14 protein-coding genes are annotated in these 17,175 nt (G+C 63.7%); 8 read left to right on the top strand and 6 right to left on the bottom strand.

The genetic code is table 11. From position 1 onward, the window contains the following. Nucleotides 1-47: 47 nt before the first annotated feature. Both ABB26_RS17855 and rpoE read right to left on the bottom strand, forming a co-directional pair. Nucleotides 48-941 carry a sigma-E factor negative regulatory protein gene (locus ABB26_RS17855; protein WP_057636063.1) on the bottom strand — a complete coding sequence of 298 codons (894 nt, stop codon included), beginning with the start codon at nucleotides 939-941 and terminating at the stop codon, nucleotides 48-50. After that, nucleotides 938-1,558, bottom strand: coding sequence for an RNA polymerase sigma factor RpoE (rpoE, locus tag ABB26_RS17850; RefSeq protein ID WP_057636062.1), 621 nt, complete (start codon nucleotides 1,556-1,558; stop codon nucleotides 938-940). The genes ABB26_RS17855 and rpoE overlap by 4 nt, the downstream gene beginning before the upstream one ends. Before the next feature lie 239 nt (nucleotides 1,559-1,797). Between rpoE and ABB26_RS17845 the strand changes: the two genes are divergently transcribed. After that, nucleotides 1,798-3,861: a 3-hydroxyacyl-CoA dehydrogenase NAD-binding domain-containing protein gene (locus tag ABB26_RS17845; protein ID WP_057636098.1), complete on the top strand. Its 2,064-nt coding sequence runs from the start codon at nucleotides 1,798-1,800 to the stop codon at nucleotides 3,859-3,861. Between the two features lie 106 nt (nucleotides 3,862-3,967). On the opposite strand, the gene ABB26_RS17840 is transcribed toward ABB26_RS17845, so the two are convergent. The 3 genes from ABB26_RS17840 to ABB26_RS17830 form a co-directional block, all read right to left on the bottom strand. Then, complete coding sequence (locus ABB26_RS17840; RefSeq protein WP_057636061.1) at nucleotides 3,968-4,957, bottom strand: cation diffusion facilitator family transporter; 990 nt, start codon at nucleotides 4,955-4,957, stop codon at nucleotides 3,968-3,970. Between the two features lie 83 nt (nucleotides 4,958-5,040). Further along, the gene (gene dsbG, locus ABB26_RS17835; protein ID WP_245626268.1) at nucleotides 5,041-5,853 is read right to left on the bottom strand and encodes a thiol:disulfide interchange protein DsbG; all 813 of its coding nucleotides are present in this window, start codon (nucleotides 5,851-5,853) and stop codon (nucleotides 5,041-5,043) included. A gap of 44 nt (nucleotides 5,854-5,897) precedes the next feature. Next, entirely contained in the window at nucleotides 5,898-6,695 is a 798-nt protein-coding gene (locus tag ABB26_RS17830) for a TlpA family protein disulfide reductase (protein ID WP_057636059.1), read from the bottom strand. A 138-nt stretch (nucleotides 6,696-6,833) separates the two neighbouring features. Here ABB26_RS17830 and ABB26_RS17825 point away from each other — a divergent pair, with 138 nt between their 5' ends. Beyond that, nucleotides 6,834-8,267: a GGDEF domain-containing protein gene (locus tag ABB26_RS17825; RefSeq protein WP_057636058.1), complete on the top strand. Its 1,434-nt coding sequence runs from the start codon at nucleotides 6,834-6,836 to the stop codon at nucleotides 8,265-8,267. 1 nt (nucleotide 8,268) lies between these two features. On the opposite strand, the gene ABB26_RS17820 is transcribed toward ABB26_RS17825, so the two are convergent. Beyond that, a complete protein-coding gene (locus ABB26_RS17820) occupies nucleotides 8,269-9,477 on the bottom strand; it encodes an MFS transporter (protein WP_057636057.1) in 1,209 nt (402 codons plus the stop codon). Between the two features lie 82 nt (nucleotides 9,478-9,559). Between ABB26_RS17820 and ABB26_RS17815 the strand changes: the two genes are divergently transcribed. The 6 genes from ABB26_RS17815 to ABB26_RS19565 all read left to right on the top strand — a co-directional run. Next, nucleotides 9,560-10,003, top strand: coding sequence for a winged helix-turn-helix transcriptional regulator (locus ABB26_RS17815; RefSeq protein ID WP_057636056.1), 444 nt, complete (start codon nucleotides 9,560-9,562; stop codon nucleotides 10,001-10,003). A gap of 68 nt (nucleotides 10,004-10,071) precedes the next feature. Further along, nucleotides 10,072-11,235: a metallophosphoesterase gene (locus ABB26_RS17810; protein WP_245626267.1), complete on the top strand. Its 1,164-nt coding sequence runs from the start codon at nucleotides 10,072-10,074 to the stop codon at nucleotides 11,233-11,235. A 326-nt stretch (nucleotides 11,236-11,561) separates the two neighbouring features. Then, nucleotides 11,562-13,001 carry a DcaP family trimeric outer membrane transporter gene (locus ABB26_RS17805; RefSeq protein ID WP_057636055.1) on the top strand — a complete coding sequence of 480 codons (1,440 nt, stop codon included), beginning with the start codon at nucleotides 11,562-11,564 and terminating at the stop codon, nucleotides 12,999-13,001. 101 nt (nucleotides 13,002-13,102) lie between these two features. Beyond that, a complete protein-coding gene (gene adiC / locus ABB26_RS17800) occupies nucleotides 13,103-14,452 on the top strand; it encodes an arginine/agmatine antiporter (protein ID WP_057636054.1) in 1,350 nt (449 codons plus the stop codon). A 30-nt stretch (nucleotides 14,453-14,482) separates the two neighbouring features. Further along, entirely contained in the window at nucleotides 14,483-16,774 is a 2,292-nt protein-coding gene (locus ABB26_RS17795) for an Orn/Lys/Arg family decarboxylase (RefSeq protein ID WP_057636053.1), read from the top strand. Nucleotides 16,775-16,978: 204 nt separating this feature from the next. Further along, nucleotides 16,979-17,175, top strand: a 197-nt coding sequence (locus ABB26_RS19565) for a cation efflux transmembrane domain-containing protein (protein ID WP_161809073.1), incomplete at its 3' end; no start/stop codon positions are given.

The following is a 17,175-nucleotide window of genomic DNA, read 5'->3' as shown; positions in this document are numbered from 1 at the left end:
GATCAGCGGGAGGTGCCGGTGAGCAGACGCCGACCGGCACCGCAAACTCAGTGACGCGGCGCCAGCCGGGGCAGCTCGGCGTTTTCGGCCTCATGGGCTGGCAGGCGCGGCTCGAACGGGTAGAACGTCGCTCCACCCTGCTCCCGCACCGGGAAGTTGGCATTCAAAGCGCCCCCCTGCGAAAGCGCTGGCGACAGCGTCGAACGCGGCCACGGCCGCGCCTGCAGGACACCGGCGGCAGCGAACGGATCACGCTGCAGATTTTGTGCGGCAGGCAGGACCGGCGCGACGGCCAGCGCGCGTTGCGGCTCGGTGGCCCGGGCGACAGAAGAAGCGCGCGCGGCCTGCTGGGTGCGGGTAGCGCTGCCACGGCGCTGCGCGGCATCCTGACGACGGGCCACGGCAACCGCGACAGCCGGCGCAGCGGCGACCAGCGCAGCTGCATCGCCGACCACCTGGCCCGAATCGGTCGCGGCCTGCACGGGCGCGCTGGAAACCTGGGCGGTGGTGGCGATCACCGGATCGGGCAACGCCTCACCCGGCAACTGCTCACGGGCCATGAACAACGCCACGGCGGCAACCGAAGCGGCCAACGCCGCGCCACCACTCCAACGCATCCAACCGCGACGCGGCGGGCGCTGCAACGTCACCTGCGCAGGGCCATTTTGCTGCACGTCGGCGGCGATGGCCGCGCGCACCCTTGCACTGAAATCCAATGGCGCCGGCGCACAGGCCTGCCCGCGCAGCGTATCGCCCAGCATCTGCCAGCGCTCCTGACAGGCCGCCAGGTCCGCATCGTGCTCCAGACGACGCAGCATGAAGCGTGCCTCGTCGGCAGCCAGCTCACCATCCACCAATGCCGACAGCTGCTGCCGGTAGTGGAGTTCAAACTTGTCGGCAGTGCTGTTCATGTTCTCCGGGGTACGACCTGTGCTTTTCATGTGCGGCTCCTTTCACGGGTTGCACTGGCGGTATCCAGCAAGGGCCGCAGTTGAACGTCGATGGCCTCGCGTGCACGGAATATCCGCGAACGCACCGTGCCGATCGGACAACCCATCTTCTGTGCGATTTCCTCGTAACTCATGCCTTCCACCTCTCGCAACGTGATGGCCGAACGCAACTCTTCAGGTAACGCTTCGACCGCCTTCATCACGGTTTGTTCCAGCTCCTGGCGCATCAACTCACGCTCGGGCGTGTCGGTGTCGCGCAGCCGGATGCCGCTGTCGAACTGCTCGGCGTCACCGATGTCGACATCGTCGGTCGGCGGGCGCCGGTTGTGTGCAGCCAGATAGTTCTTTGCGGTGTTCACTGCGATCCGATGCAACCAGGTATAGAACTGGGCGTCGCCACGGAAGTTTCCAATCGCGCGGTAAGCGCGGATGAAAGTGTCCTGGGCCACGTCCTGACATTCACTCCAGTCGGCGATGTAGCGCCCGACCAGGGCAACGACACGATGCTGGTACTTGCGGACCAGGACATCGAACGCTGCGCTCTCGCCGTGCTGCACTCGCCGGACCAGTTCCAGGTCCAGCTCCTGTGGTGTTTCAACCTCGGCCATAACGGGCCGCACTCCTGTCAGCCCAACCGACGTCGGGCAATGAGACCGCTGCTCGCGGAAAAAGTTCAGTCCCCTCGCCGGAGGGGGACGCACCGGCTTTTAACTCCCGTTCGGCTAGGCTGTCGGGAAGCAGTTGCCGGCGCGAACGCATCACACTCCAAAGCATTGGGATTTGACGCCGGGGAAACAACCTCTGGATCATAGCGATCTTCTCCATACACAACCGGATGGAACGTCCCATGCTCTCAGGCTTCGACGGGCTCCGCTTCAATCATTGGCACTCCGAACTGCGCGAGGACGGCATTGCCGTGCTCAGCCTCGACCGCAAGGACAGCCCCGTCAATGCGATGTCGCAGGACGTGCTGCTGGAACTGGGCGACATCGTCGAGCGGCTGGCCATCGACCCGCCCAAGGGCGTGGTGGTGCGCTCGACCAAGCCAGCCGGCTTCATTGCGGGCGCGGACCTGAAGGAATTCCAGGAGTTCGACCGCCGCGGCACCGTCAATGACGCCATCCGCCGCGGCCAGAATGTTTACCAGAAGCTGGCTGAACTGCCCTGCCCGACCGTGGCCGCGATCCACGGCCATTGCCTGGGCGGCGGCACCGAGCTGGCGCTGGCCTGCCGCTACCGCGTGGCTTCCAACGATGCCTCCACCCGCATCGGCCTGCCGGAAACCCAGTTGGGCATCTTCCCCGGCTGGGGTGGCAGTTCGCGCCTGCCGCAGCTGGTCGGCGCCCCGGCGGCGATGGACATGATGCTGACCGGCCGCACCCTGTCGGCCTCGGCCGCGCGCAGCATCGGCCTGGTCGACAAGGTCGCCGCGCCGGCGGTGCTGGTGGATGCGGCGGTGTCGCTGCTGCAGTCGGGCGTCACCCGGCCGTTCAAGCAGCGCGCCACCGCCTGGGCGACCAACACCTGGCCGGCACGCAAGATCCTGGCACCGCAGATGGCCAAGCAGGTCGCGCGCAAGGCCAAGAAGGACCAGTACCCGGCACCGTACGCACTGATCAGCACCTGGGAACGCACCGGCGGCAGCCCCATCCAGAAGCGCCTGGACGCCGAGCGTCGTGCCGTGGTCAAGCTGGCCAGCAGCCCGACCGCGCGCAACCTGATCCGCATCTTCTTCCTGACCGAGCGGCTCAAGGGCCTGGGCGGCAAGGACTCCGGCATCCAGCATGTGCATGTGGTCGGTGCCGGCGTGATGGGCGGCGACATTGCCGCATGGGCGGCCTACAAGGGCTTCACCGTGACGCTGCAGGACCGCGAGCAGCGTTTCATCGACCCGGCCATGACCCGCGCCCAAGCGCTGTTCGACAAGAAGGTGAAGGATCCGGCCAAGCGACCCGAAGTGGCTGCACGGCTGAAAGCCGACCTGGCCGGTGACGGCGTGGCCCAGGCCGACCTGGTGATCGAAGCCATCATCGAGAACCCGGAAGCCAAACGCGAGCTGTACCAGACGCTGGAGCCGAGGATGAAGGCCGACGCGCTGCTGACCACCAATACTTCGTCGATTCCGCTGGTGGAGCTGCGTGACCACATCCAGCGCCCGGCGCAGTTTGCCGGCCTGCATTACTTCAACCCGGTCGCACAGATGCCGCTGGTGGAAATCATCCACCACGACGGCATGGCGCCAGAGACCGAGAAGCGCCTGGCGGCGTTCTGCAAGGCGCTGGGCAAGTTCCCGGTGCCGGTGGCCGGTACGCCGGGCTTCCTGGTCAACCGCGTGCTGTTCCCGTACATGCTGGAAGCGGCCACCGCGTATGCCGAGGGCATCCCCGGCCCGGTGATCGACAAGGCCGCGGTGAAGTTCGGCATGCCGATGGGCCCGATCGAGCTGCTCGATACCGTGGGGCTGGATGTCGCCGCTGGCGTGGGCAAGGAGCTGGCACCGTTCCTGGGCCTGCAGATCCCGGCGGCGCTGGCCAGCGTGGAACCGGGCAAGCGCGGCAAGAAGGACGGTCAGGGCATCTACAAGTGGGAGAACGGCCGCGCGGTGAAGCCGGAAGTCGCCAAGGACTACCAGGCACCGTCGGATCTTGAGGATCGCCTGATTCTGCCGCTGCTCAACGAAGCCGTGGCCTGCCTGCACGATGGCGTGGTGACCGATGCCGACCTGCTGGATGCCGGCGTGATCTTCGGCACCGGCTTTGCGCCGTTCCGTGGCGGTCCGATCCAGCACATCCGCGCTACGGGTGCTGATTCACTGGTGGAGAAGCTGAAGACCTTGCAGGCGCGCCATGGTGATCGTTTTGCGCCGCGCCAGGGATGGGATATGGCAGTTCTGCGTGAGCCGGTGGCTTAAGCGGGCTTTAGTGATTGATTGAATGAGAAACGGAGCCTTTAGGCTCCGTTTTTCTTTGATTGATTCGTGTGTGCTTTTTTGAGTTGAAGGGAGCGCTTGGCGCTACTCAACGATGCACATGCCCGTGATGCCCCTGCCGATCCGAATCGTGCGAATGCCCTTCGTGATCGTGATCGTGATCGTGACCGTGACCATCGTGCGACTTCACTTCCGCGCAGTCATCACCGCAGTGATCCGTTTCCACCTGCAGCGTCACATGGTCGATGTCGAAGCGCTCGTGCAGCAGGTCGGCCAGTTCCCGGCGCAATGCATCCGGCGCGTGCCCGTCGTTCATCACCACATGCACGGTCAGCGCCGGTGTGCTCGAGGCCAGTGCCCATACATGCAGATCATGGATGCCGGCCACGCCGGCATGACCGCGCAATGCCTGCTCGATATCGGCCAGCACCACTCCCTTGGGCACGCCTTCCAACAGCACGTTGATGGCCTCGCGCAGCAGCACCCACGTGCGCGGCAACACCCACAAGCCGATCAGCACCGCGAGGATGGGATCAACCAGCGTCCAGCCGGTGAGGTAGATGATCAAACCGCCCAGAATCACCGCCACCGAGCCGAGCATGTCGCTCCACACTTCCAGGTACGCGCCCTTGACGTTCAGGCTCTCGCCGCTGCCGGCACTGAGCAGGCGCATCGCGATCAGGTTGACCACCAGGCCGAATGCGGCCACCCACATCATGCCGGTGGAAGCGATGGCCTGCGGTTCGCGGAAACGCTCCGCCGCCTCCCACAGGATGTAAATGCCGACGCCGAACAACAACAGGCCGTTCGCTACGGCGCCCAGCGCTTCCAGTCGTGCGTAGCCGTAGGTGCGACGCGCATCGGGCGGACGCCGGCTCAGGCGCACGGCGGTCAGCGCGATCATCAGGCCCAGTGCGTCGGTGGCCATGTGTGCGGCATCGGACAACAGCGCCAGGCTGTTGGTCCAGAACGCACCGACCACTTCCACCACCAGGTAGGAAGTGGTCAGCCCCAGTGCCCACCATAGGGGCTTCTCGTGACGGATTTCGCTGGGCAGATGATTGTGGTCGTGGCTCATGGGCTGGCTCCGGAAAACGGGGCCAGCTTAGTCAGGCGTGTGCGGCGGAGACTATTACATCGCCGCACACGCCCGGAGTGGGTTCAGCGCGGCCCCAGCACGGTCTGCAGGTCGTTGCCCTGCGGCATGCCCGAGCGCATCTGCACGGTGCCGTCGGCGTCCTTGAACAGGATGCCCGGGGTGCCCTGGAAGCCAAGCTCCAGCATCAGCATTTCGTTGCTGCGCAGCTTGGCCTGGACATCCGCCGGCACCGTTGCCAGCGGCTTGATGCCGCCCTTGGCGAAGTTGCGCTCGTTCTCCAGCAACGCCGCTTCCGGCGAGGCCGCACCCAGGATCGCGGCGGCCTTGTTGGCGCTGTCTTCGCGGATCACCCCGACCAGGATCTCGCGGATCTGCACCTTGCCCGACTCCACCCATGGCCGTGCCGCTTCCCAGAAGTGGTTGCAGTACGGGCAGTTGGGATCGCTGAAGGCGTAGATGATGCGCGGTGCATCCGCCTTGCCGTCGGCCACCCAATGGCTGGCTTCGACCTTGGTCCACGCCTGGGCGCCCATCGGGCCGGAGACCAGTTCCTTGAGCTTGTCCGCACTGGCGTCTTCGCCCTTGGCATTGACCAACGTGCCGACCACGGCGTACTGGCCGTCCTTGGATACATACACCGCCAGCGGACGCTGCCCGGCCACGCCGGCATAGCCGGTCAGGCCGATTGGCGTTTCGAAGGTGCCCATGAATTCCACGCCCTGCGTGCGCAGGGTTTTCACCACCGCTGGTTCGTTGGCGTCGGCGGGCTTGGCGGTCGCCGACGCTGTTGTTGCAGCGGGTGCCGGCTTGGCCTGCTCGCCATCTCGGGCACAGGCGGTCGGAGCCAACACGACGGTGGCCAACAGGAGCAGCATGGAATGCGATCGAATCATTGCTTACCTCTTCAGAAAAAACGGATTCACTGCAGTTCGCGCAAACGCGTTTCCAGCGTCGCGCGTGAAAGTTCACCCATGTGCACGTTGCGCAGGCGACCATCGGCGCCAAAAAACAACGTAGTGGGCAGTGCTCTGGCGCCGGTTTGTTGCATCACTTTGGAGGCGTCGTCCAACAACACGTTATCCAGCAGCATCCGCTCGGATGCCAGATAGGCGGCGACTTCTTCGCCGGTTTCGCCTTGATTGGCAAACACGAACTGCACTTGCGGATGTGCTTGCTGAGCCGCCGCCAGCACGGGCATTTCGCGACGGCAGGGCCCGCACCAGGTGGCCCACAGGTTGATCACCACCGGCTTGCCGGTAAAGGCGGCCAGCGGCGCCGGCTGGCCCTGCATGTCCACCAGTACCGCGTCGGGGAGCGGAATCGCCGAACGCTGCACCGCGAACAATGCCATGCCACCCACGGCCCACAGCGCTGCACCGGCAGCAAGACCCAGCAGTACCGGCTTGCGCGGCGCTTGCTTGCGGGTTTTCCACAGCGCATAGCCGACGGCCACCAGCAGGCCCGCCCAAATCGAGTAACCGCCATCACCCAGCCGGATGATCGACAACGGCTGCGCCAGATAGTCACGCCAATGCAGGGCCACATGTGCCAGACGCGCGCCCAACAGGCCCAGCAGAAAGGCATCCAGCACCACCGCGCCAACACGGCTGCGCAATCCGTCTGCGGCGGGAGTCAGCGCGCGTGCGAAGCCCCAGCCCAGCCCCAACGCGAGCAATGCCACCAATGCCATCAACGGAAACGGACCGGCGCTGATCATCGGCAACACCCCGCATCAGCGATCCCACAAGCAATCAGGGGGACAGACAACACAATGTTCCGCACAGTTTCTCCTCAAACAACGACGATACTTGCCGATAATCACCCTCTGCCCCATGGCAGCCGGCCAATCCTACGCATGAACAACGTAACCTCCCACAACGCAGATGCAGAAAGCTCTGCGCTCGTCATCGACTGGAAGAACAGCCTTGCCGCAGCGGGCCCGCAGGCCAGCCAGGTGCTGGCTGATCTGGGCGATCAGCATGCCGCCGAGCTGGCCGCGCACTTCTACAAAGTGATGATGAACGACACGCGCGCATCGCGCTCGCTGTCTCACGATCAGGTACGCGGGCGCCTGCAACCCGCCATGCAGCGCTGGGTGGGCGATCTGCTGCGCGCAAACCCTGACAACGTGGAAAGCTTGATCGCCGCCCAGCGCGTGGTCGGCGACGTCCATGCACGTGTGGGCATACCGGTTGATCTGGTCACCCGGGGTACCCGCGTGCTGAAGCAACGCATGTTCACCTTGATCGCCGAAAGCGCCGGGCACGGCAAAGCCGCGCATGCAGCCATTGCCAGCCTGACCGCCTCGTTCGATATCGCACTGGAAGGCATGACACTGGCCTACTCCAACGCACGCGATCGTTCCTCACGCACCGATGCGGCTTACCGCCTGTTCTCGCTGGTGCAGAACGTCAGCACCGAGCGTGAGCGCCAGCGCGCCCTGCTGCTGGACTGGGAAAACACCCTGCTTTACGCCTTGGCCAGCCAAGGCGAGGTAGCCGGTTTCCAGCCGCTGGCGCAATCCGAGTTCGGCCTGTGGTTCACCCACAAGGGCATCCCCAGCTTTGGCGAAAGTTCCGAGACCCAGCAGATCAACGCCTTGGTCAGCGGCGTCGATCAGCTGTTGCAGCACACGCTAAACCGGGACAGCGAGCCCAGCAGCCGCGCCCTGCAGCTGCAGGAAGTGCGCACGAAGGTCAGCCAGATCCGTAATCTGCTGGGCATGTTGTTTGAACGCATCGGCGAACTGGACGCCGGCTGCGATGCGCTCACCAACCTGCTCAACCGCCGCTTCCTGCCAACGGTGCTGCGTCGTGAGATCGATCTGGCGCACAAGTCCAACGGCAGCTTCGCGGTGCTGCTGCTGGACCTGGACCATTTCAAGGCCATCAACGACGAACACGGCCACGAAGCTGGCGACCGCGCCTTGCAGCATGTGGCCAGCATCCTCAACCAGTTCACCCGTGGCAGCGATTACGTGTTCCGCTACGGCGGCGAGGAGTTCGTGGTGGTGCTGGTGGCGGTGGAAGAGCAACAGGCATTGGTGATCGCCGAAGGCCTGTGCCGACGCATCCATGACGCACCGGTACCACTCTCCGACGAGCAACGCCTGTCCATCACCGCCAGCATCGGCGTGGCGCTGTACGACGGCCATCCCGACTATGAGCGGGTGATGGCGCGTGCCGACGCGGCCATGTACCAGGCCAAGAAGCAGGGCCGCAACCGCGTGATTCTGGGCACTGACTCACTACCGCCGGCACCGGGTCTGTCCCCGCTGCAGCGACGCTGAGCTACCTGCGACATTCGCTCGATGTGGGCTGCGAACGCGCTTCGTGCAGGCGCCAACCCGCCCACCACAGCAATGCCAGCAGACTGGTGCCGGCTCCCAGCTGGCACAGTCCAAGCCAGCCGGAGCGTGCCTGCACCCAGACGCCAATGGCTGCGCCAAGACCGCTGCCAACCGCATAGAACAGCATGTACAAGGCAATCAAACGGCCATGCAGTTCCGGGCTTCGTCGCAGCAACACACTCTGATTGCCGACATGCAATGCCTGCCCGCCCAGATCAAGCAGCACGATGCCGAACAGCGGCATCAGCACTGCGAACGGCAACGCGGACAGCGGCCACCAGGCAAACAGCATCAGCATCAATGCGCACAGGCTTACCCGTTGCACATAGCCCTGATCAGCCCAGTAGCCCACACGGGATGCGAGCAGCGCACCGACGACACCGGCAAAGCCCAAACTGCCAATTGCAGCAGTGGACCAAGCCAATGGTTGCGCGGATAGCAACAGTGGTGACGCTGCCCAGAACATGTTGAGTGCAGCAAACAGCAGCAACGCCAGCACACCGCGCTCGATCAACTGCCGATCAGATCGCAACAAGCCGGCCATCGAAGCAAGCAGCCGGGGGTATGCAGCCGCCGGCGCTGACAGGGTGGGCGGCAGGCGCCGCCACAACAGGCCCGCCAGTACCGCCATCAACAGCGCCGAGGCGAGGTAAACGGCCTGCCAATCGAAAGCCTGTGCGATCACGCCGGAGAACACGCGCGCCAGCAACAGGCCGATGAATACCCCGCCCTGCACCATGCCTACCCACTGCCCCCGCTGCGCGGCCGGCGCCAGCGACGCGGTATATGCGATGAGCCCCTGGGTAAGCGCGGTGCCGAACAGGCCTGCCAGCAGCATTCCCATCAGCAGCCACATCACGCCCTGAGCCAGAGCCAGCAGCAGCAACGAGATCACCAGCGCCAGCAACTGCAGTCGCAGCAGGTGCCGCCGATCGCGGCCATCCAGCAATGGCAGCAGCACCAGCAGCGCCAGCACACTGCCCAACTGGGTGGCCGACGTCACCGTTCCGGCGCTCGCTCTGCCCATGCCAAACACAACCACCAGCCGGTCCAGCAATGGTTGCGCGTAATACACGTTGGCAACGGCGGCTCCTGCGGTTACGGCCAGCAGCAATCGCAGTGAAAGGGAAAACGGAAGGGGCAAAGGCATCTTAAGTGGTTTCAAAACGAAACTAGATGAAGAATGACTGAGCCGGTCTTAAAATGCAACCAGAATCCCCGGATACCTTCCCATGCCGACCTCCTCCCCCTGCCCCGTCGCGCGCAGCGCTGCATTGCTTGGTGATCATTGGTCACTGTTGCTGATCCGCGACGCATTCGACGGTGTCCGTCGCTTCAGCGACTTCCAGCGCAGCGTCGGCGCCGCGCGCAACATCCTCAGCAATCGACTCAAACGCCTGGTCGAGGCCGGCATCCTTCTCCAGCAACCAGCCTCGGATGGCTCGGCCTACCAGGAATACGTACTGAGCGAGGCAGGACAGGAGCTGTTCCCACTGCTGGTGGCATTGCGGCAATGGGGTGAACGGCACTGCTTCGCTGCTGACGAAGCGCATTCAACGCTGCTTGAACGCGCCACCGGGCGACCAGTGCCTTACATGCAGCCACATGGCAGCCACGGCGAACCGCTCGAAGCATCCAACAGCCGCGTGCAGAAACTCGATAGCGACCTGCGCTGAGTTCCCTCTCCCATTGCCACATCAGATGACTTGGTCCAATGCACTTGGACAATGGCGGCGTCCGCTGCATGCTCCATGACCGCGCTTCGCTCACCTACACCGAGTACCCAATTCCGATGCATGGCCTTCCGCTGCTGCGTACCGTTTCGATCTGCATCCTGTCCGTGCTGTCATTGGTGGCGTCGGCCAAGGAAGTCCCTGCGCCGGCCGAATACGTCGATAGCGACGGCCCTTACGTGTTCCGCAACGGCGACACACTGCTGGCACGCTGGATCTGCGATGACAAGGTCTATGCGTACAAGCTGTTGGAAACACCCACCACGCTCCCCGCCGAATGCGGCTATCCGCATGCACTGGCATTGCAGCCGCCAGCCGCTGTGACCACGTCCACCTTGCCGGCAGTGCCGCGCATCGTTGCGGTGTCCGACATCCACGGGCAGTACGAGCTGTTGCGAAAGCTGCTGCGTGCCAACAAGGTGATCGACACGCAGGACCGGTGGATGCGGGGCGGAGACACACTGGTGATCGCGGGCGATGTCTTCGACCGTGGCCCGCAGGTCACCGAAGCATTCTGGTTGCTGTACAGCCTGCAGCGCCAGGCGGCAGAGGCCGGCGGTGCGGTGCATTTCGTCCTCGGCAATCACGAGACGATGGTGCTGTATGACGACCTGCGCTACGTCAATCCCAAATACCTGCGCAGCGCACAGCTGCTTGGCCGCAGTTACCCGCAGCTGTATGGCGCCGATTCGGTGATCGGCCAATGGCTGCGCACCCGCCCGGTGCTGCTGCGCATCGGTGACACCCTGTTCCTGCATGGCGGTATTTCACCGGAAGCGTTGCAGCTGGCGCTCGATCCAGCGTCCACCAATGCCGCGTACCAGGCTTCACTGGGAACCCCCAAAGCCGAGGTGAAGGCGGATCCCGCCACCGCGCCGCTGTATGACGGCAAGACCAGCCCGATCTGGTACCGCGGCTATTTCGACGGCCGGTTGGATACGGCCGGCGTGCAGTCGGTACTGGACCAGTTGGGCCTGCAGCGCATCGTCGTGGGCCATACCTCGATGCAACATGTCAGCAGCTTCCATGGCGGCCGCGTCATCGCCATCGACAGCAGCATCAAGAACGGCGAGAACGGCGAGTTGCTGTTCATCGAGGACGGAAAGGTCAGTCGCGGCTTGCTCGACGGCTCGCGGGTAGCGTTGGCTGACGGTGTGGTCGCGGCGGACGACTGAGCCCCCGTTCCCTGTGTTGCAATTTGCGACAGTGGCCCGACCACGCACCGGGCCCGCAATCGTCACATATCACTCACGCTCACAGTTGCGAACGCCGATCACGCCGTTTGTATCAAGGCCTCATGAAAATCGCGATCCCGCACGCCTGTTTCGCAGTGCATAGCGATTGATTCACACATCCGTCATCACTTTTCGGACAACGTAACCCGGTCGCATCGTCCACCTCAGGAAACGGTGGGCGATACGCACTACTGACAGGCGAATGCAGACACCGTGACCGGTTTCGTGCCGGTTGCGCGTGGGACTTTTTCTCGTTGGAACGGGCGATGAAACCACGAAACATTGCTGTTGCGTTGTCCTTGGCAGCGGTCCCCGGATGGGCCAGTGCACAGGATTCGGTGGCCTCTCTCCGTCAGGAGATCACCCAGGTGCAGAGCCACCTGCAGGCACTCACCGAGCGATTGAACGCGCTGGAGCGTGGACAGGGCAGCACCCCGCCCGCAGCCGCACAGACGCCGGCATCCACACCGCAGCACCCGGCGCTCGCTCAGGACACAGCGTCGACACACTCACTCCCGCCCACTCGCTCTGCGGCGTCTTCGCCGTCCGTTCTCCCTTATCGCGACTCGGTGGCTGATCCTTCCATCGCCGCATCACGACCCGACAACGCACCCTCGCCCACCGACCCGGAACTGAAGGGCTTCTTCGCCATCCCCGGCACCGAAACCATGATCCGTCTGGGTGGCTACGCCAAGCTCGATGCGATCGCCGACAACCGTGCCGCTGGTGATACCGAACAGTTCATACCGTCATCGATTCCGGTCGGCGGCCCCCATCACGATGTCTCGCACTTCGGCATGCACGCCAAGCAGACACGCTTCAGTTTTGAGGCGCGCCGCCCCACGACCCACGGCAACCTGCGCTTCTACATGGAGAATGACTTCTTCGGCAGCAGCGACAGCTATCAGTATCGCCTTCGTCACGCCTATGGTCAGTTGGGAAACACTTACGCGGGCTACGGCTACTCCACCTTCATGGATGCCGACTCGCTGCCGGATACACTGGATTTCGCCGGTCCCGGCGCTGCCGGTTACCTGTTGGTGGCGGGCATCCACCACAGCTTCGCACTGGGCAAAGGCAACAGCCTGACCATCGCTGCCGAGGACCCGGATTCACAGTTGGCCAACATCGGCGACTCGGACATCAGCACCGAGCGCCTGCCCGATGTCAGCCTGATCGCACGCATGGAGCGCAGCTGGGGCCACCTCCAGCTGGGCGCGGTGGCACGCAGCCTGGGATACGACGGCGACGGCCGCAGTGACCGCACCTTCGGCGGCGGCGCGCAGTTGAGTGGTTCGTACACCGTGGCCGAACGCGACTTGTTGCTGTTCGGGCTGGTCGGCGGCAAGGGCATCGGCCGTTACACCGCCGACCTGACCGGTTCGGGGCTGGATGCCGCCATCGACGCCAACGGAAAACTCAAAGCACTGCCGCTGTACGGCGGGTTCTTCGGCTACACCCACTACTGGTCGGAGATGTGGCGCTCCAACCTGATCTACGGCGAGCTGCATGTCGACGATGCCAATGCATTGGCCAGCGATGCGTTCCGGCGCAGCCGCTACGGCGCATTGAACCTTATCTGGAGCCCCGCGCCCTCATGGACGATGGGCATGGAAGTGCTCTACGGCCAACAGGAACTCCAGGATGGCCGCAGCGCAGATGCGTTGCGGCTGCAGGGCAGCCTCCAGTACAGCTTCATCAAGTAACCCAATGCCCCTGCGTTGCACCACAACCTGCAACGGCAGAGGCACAGGCAACGTCTTTCCCCTCGACGATGCACCGGCGTTGCCGGTGACAGGAGACTTCCATGGCAGGTCAAAAGAAAATCGGTGTAGTCGGAGCCACCTTCCTGGTGGCCGGCAACATGATGGGCTCGGGCGTGTTTCTGCTGCCTTCCAGCCTGGCCAAGATCGGTACCGCATCCATCTGGGGCTGGCTGATCACTACCGCTGGCGCGCTGTTGCTGGCATTCGTATTTGCCAAGCTCGGCAAGCTCTCGCCTCAGGCCGGTGGTCCATATGCATACGCGCGTGACTGGTTCGGCCCTTACATGGGCTTCCAGACCAACACCATCTACTGGTTCGCCAACTGGATCGGCAACGTCGCCATTCCAATCGCAGCGGTGGGCTATTTCAGTTACTTCTTCCCGATCCTGTCCGATCCGCTGCCGCGCTGCATCGCGGTGCTGGCACTGGTATGGGCATTGAGTTTCGCCAACGTGATCGGCCCGGCATTCGTCAGCAAGGTGCAGACGGTGACCACCAGCTTCGCGCTGATCCCGATCCTGGGCATCGCCATCTTCGGCTGGTTCTTCTTTGACCCAGCCATCTTCAAGGGTGCGTACAACGTGTCGGGCGAATCGAACTTCGGCGCAGTGTCCAGCGCAGCCGCTTTGACGCTGTGGGCATTCATCGGCGTGGAATCGGCATCGGTCACCGCCGGCGTGGTGGAGAACCCGGAGAAGAACGTGGCCCGTGCCACGCTGGCCGGCGTGTTTCTGGCAGCCATCGCCTACATCGCCAGTTCGTCGGTGATCATGGGCATGGTGCCCAACGCGGACCTGCAGGTCTCCGATGCCCCGTTCGCACTGGCAGCCGCCAACGCGGTCGGCGGCTGGGGCGGCGCACTGGTCAGCCTGTGTGCCTTCATCGGCGCGGCCGGCTCGCTGGGCGGCTGGATCCTGTTGACCGCGCAGAGCGCCAAGGCCGCCTCGGATGACGGCCTGTTCCCCAGCATTTTCAGCAAGATCAACAAGGACGAAGTGCCGGTCAAGGGGGTACTTATCGTCGCGGTGCTGATGACCCTGGCGGTGTTGGTCACCTCGACCTCGGCCACCGCATCGGCACAGTTCGACATCATCACCTCGGCCGCCGTGGTGCTGACCCTGCTGCCCTACATCTACTCCTGCGTGGCCTGCTATTTCGTCGTGGAGCGCTCGCACACGCTGGCGCATACCGGTGCGTTCTGGGCACTGACCAGCATCACCGTCGTCTACTGCCTGTGGGCGATCTTTGGCTCGTCCGGCAGCATCGTCCAGTACGCCTTCCTGTTCGTCCTGTTCATCACGGTCTTCTATCCGTTCTTCAGCGACGAGCGCCGCAAGCAGCGCCTTGCCAAATTCAATCCCTCGGGCACCGCGCGTGCCACCACGAACTGACTCCCCCGCTCGGTAGAGAAGGAAAAGCCCATGTACTTCAAATCCCTGGATTACCCACTAGTCATCATTGATGCCGACTACGACTCGCCGCGCATCAACGGCATCCTGATCCGCGCCCTGGCCGAAGAGCTTCGCAAGAATGACCAGCGCGTGCTGTCGGGCCTGACCCTGGACGATGCCCGCGCCGGAGCACGTACCTATGTCGCCGCCTCGGCGGTACTGATCTCCATCGACGGGACTGAAGAGGGCGACGGCCAGTTCCAGCAGCTGCTCGCCTTCCTGCGCGAGCAGAGCCAGCGTCGTGCGAATCTGCCCGTATTCCTGTACGGCGACCGCCGCACCATCGAAAAAGTGCCGGCCAAACTGCTCAGATACGTGCACGGCTACATCTTCCTGTTCGAGGACACCAAGAGCTTCATCGCACGCCAGGTGATGCGCGCGGCCGAAGACTACATGGCCAATCTGCTACCGCCATTCTTCAAGGCACTGATCCACCATGCGGCCGAGTCGAACTACTCCTGGCATACACCAGGCCATGCCGGTGGCGTGGCGTTCACCAAATCGCCGGTAGGCCGTGCGCTGCACCAGTTCTACGGCGAAAACACGCTGCGCAGCGATCTGTCGATCTCGGTGCCCGAACTGGGTTCTCTGCTCGATCACACCGGCCCCATCCGTGATGCCGAAGCCGAAGCCGCCCGCAACTTTGGTGCGGACCACACGTTCTTCGTCACCAATGGCACCTCCACCGCCAACAAGATCGTGTGGCATGGCACCGTGGCGCGGGGCGACATCGTCTTCGTCGACCGCAACTGTCACAAGTCGCTGCTGCATTCACTGATCATGACCGGCGGCATTCCGGTGTACTTCACTCCCAGCCGCAACGCGCACGGCATCATCGGCCCGATCAGCCTGGAGCAGTTCTCCGAACAGGCGATGCAGAAGATGATCCAGGCCAACCCGTTGGCCAGCAAGGCGGCCAAGCCGGGCGTCAAACCGCGCATCGCGGTGGTCACCAATTCCACCTATGACGGCCTCTGCTACAACGCCGAGAAGATTGCCGACAACCTCGGCACGGCGGTGGACTTCCTGCATTTTGACGAAGCCTGGTACGCCTACGCCGCGTTCCACCCGTTCTACGAGAATCATTACGGTATGGCCAAGGGCAAACCGCGCGAGCAGGACGCGATCATTTTCACCACCCACTCCACACACAAGTTGCTGGCCGCGTTCTCGCAAGCCTCGATGATCCACGTGCGCAATGCCTCCACGCGCGAGCTGGATGCGGAGCGGTTCAACGAATCGTTCATGATGCATACCTCGACCAGCCCGCACTACGGCATCATCGCCGCGTGCGATGTGGCCTCGAAGATGATGGAAGGCGACGCTGGAAGATCGCTGGTGCAGGAAATGCATGACGAAGCCGTCGCCTTCCGTCGCGCGATGCTGCATGTCAGCGAAGACCTGGGCCGCGACGAATGGTGGTTCAAGGTATGGCAGCCTGATGGCGTGGAACGCACGCTCGTCAATGGCGGCACCGACGCCAAGCCATTGGTCACCTCGCGCCCGGACTGGTACCTGCGCCCGGATGCACGCTGGCATGGTTTCGACAACCTTGCCGATGAGTACGTGCTGATCGATCCGATCAAGGTGACGCTGCTTACGCCCGGCCTGTCGATGGACGGCGACATGGGCAAGCTCGGCATCCCCGCCGCCGTGCTGAGCAAGTTCCTGTGGTCACGCGGCATCACCGTGGAGAAGACCAATCTGTACTCTGTGCTGTTCCTATTCTCGATGGGCATCACCAAGGGCAAGTGGAGCACCCTGGTCACCGAGCTGATGGCGTTCAAGGATCTGTATGACGCCAACGCACCACTGAGCCAGGCGCTACCCAGCCTGGTCCAGGACCATCCGGCGGCATACGCACAGTGGGGCCTGCGTGACCTGTGCGACGCACTGCATGGTTTCAATCGCGAGTTCCGCGTCGCCGAGGTGATGCGCGAGATGTACGTGGACCTGCCCGAACCGGTGATGACCCCGGCCGAGGCTTACAACCATCTGGTGCGCGGTGAGATCGAGCGCGTGGACATCGACCAGATCAGCGGCCGTGTCGCCGGCACGATGCTGGTGCCCTACCCGCCGGGCATTCCGACGATCATGCCGGGCGAACGCTTCGGCGCACAGGATGAGCCCATCATCCAGTCGCTGCGCATCGCCCGCGAGCAGAACGCACGCTTCCCCGGTTTCGAATCGGATGTGCATGGCCTGATCATCGACAACAGCGGTGACAAGCCGACTTACAAGGTGGAGGTGTTGAAGCTCTGACCGCGAAGCAAAGGCAACTCAGGCCTTCGCTGCTCCCGCCTGCGGAGCGAGGTGCCCCGAACGAGCGGATGAGGGGATCTGTCGGTTTTGGCTCCGCTCTTCTCAATACCTGCTTCATTCACCAAGAAGCGCCCTCACCCCAACCCCTCTCCCGCTTGCGGGAGAGGGGCTTGAGCAAACAGCCCAGGCCCTGCCATACAACCAATGACCAGCACCCGCCAAGAACAACGCGTGTTGCAACTGTCGATCGCGGCAACCATCGTTGTCGCTGCGATCGGCTTCTCCGGCGGCATGCTGGCGCGCTCACAGGCCATCCTGTTCGACGGCATCTACAGTCTGGTCGACGTCGCACTGACGCTGGTGGCGTTGGCGGTGATGCGACTGATGGCCAACGAACAGAG

Origin of the sequence: Stenotrophomonas humi (assembly GCF_001431415.1) — a bacterium.
Classification (GTDB): Bacteria; Pseudomonadota; Gammaproteobacteria; order Xanthomonadales; family Xanthomonadaceae; genus Stenotrophomonas; species Stenotrophomonas humi.
The sequence above is the reverse complement of the archived record's forward strand: the minus strand, read 5'-3'. Positions and strand labels throughout refer to the sequence as shown.

Excerpts from the sequence above, each read along its gene's own strand:
- rpoE (WP_057636062.1), bottom strand. The coding sequence starts at position 1,558 with ATGGCCGAGGTTGAAACACCACAGGAGCTGGACCTGGAACTGGTCCGG.
- ABB26_RS17855 (WP_057636063.1), bottom strand. The coding sequence starts at position 941 with ATGAAAAGCACAGGTCGTACCCCGGAGAACATGAACAGCACTGCCGAC.
- ABB26_RS17840 (WP_057636061.1), bottom strand. The coding sequence starts at position 4,957 with ATGAGCCACGACCACAATCATCTGCCCAGCGAAATCCGTCACGAGAAG.
- ABB26_RS17805 (WP_057636055.1), top strand. The coding sequence starts at position 11,562 with ATGAAACCACGAAACATTGCTGTTGCGTTGTCCTTGGCAGCGGTCCCC.
- ABB26_RS17830 (WP_057636059.1), bottom strand. The coding sequence starts at position 6,695 with ATGATCAGCGCCGGTCCGTTTCCGTTGATGGCATTGGTGGCATTGCTC.
- ABB26_RS17810 (WP_245626267.1), top strand. The coding sequence starts at position 10,072 with ATGCTCCATGACCGCGCTTCGCTCACCTACACCGAGTACCCAATTCCG.
- ABB26_RS17815 (WP_057636056.1), top strand. The coding sequence starts at position 9,560 with ATGCCGACCTCCTCCCCCTGCCCCGTCGCGCGCAGCGCTGCATTGCTT.
- ABB26_RS17820 (WP_057636057.1), bottom strand. The coding sequence starts at position 9,477 with ATGCCTTTGCCCCTTCCGTTTTCCCTTTCACTGCGATTGCTGCTGGCC.
- dsbG (WP_245626268.1), bottom strand. The coding sequence starts at position 5,853 with ATGCTGCTCCTGTTGGCCACCGTCGTGTTGGCTCCGACCGCCTGTGCC.
- ABB26_RS17845 (WP_057636098.1), top strand. The coding sequence starts at position 1,798 with ATGCTCTCAGGCTTCGACGGGCTCCGCTTCAATCATTGGCACTCCGAA.
- ABB26_RS17825 (WP_057636058.1), top strand. The coding sequence starts at position 6,834 with ATGAACAACGTAACCTCCCACAACGCAGATGCAGAAAGCTCTGCGCTC.
- adiC (WP_057636054.1), top strand. The coding sequence starts at position 13,103 with ATGGCAGGTCAAAAGAAAATCGGTGTAGTCGGAGCCACCTTCCTGGTG.
- ABB26_RS17795 (WP_057636053.1), top strand. The coding sequence starts at position 14,483 with ATGTACTTCAAATCCCTGGATTACCCACTAGTCATCATTGATGCCGAC.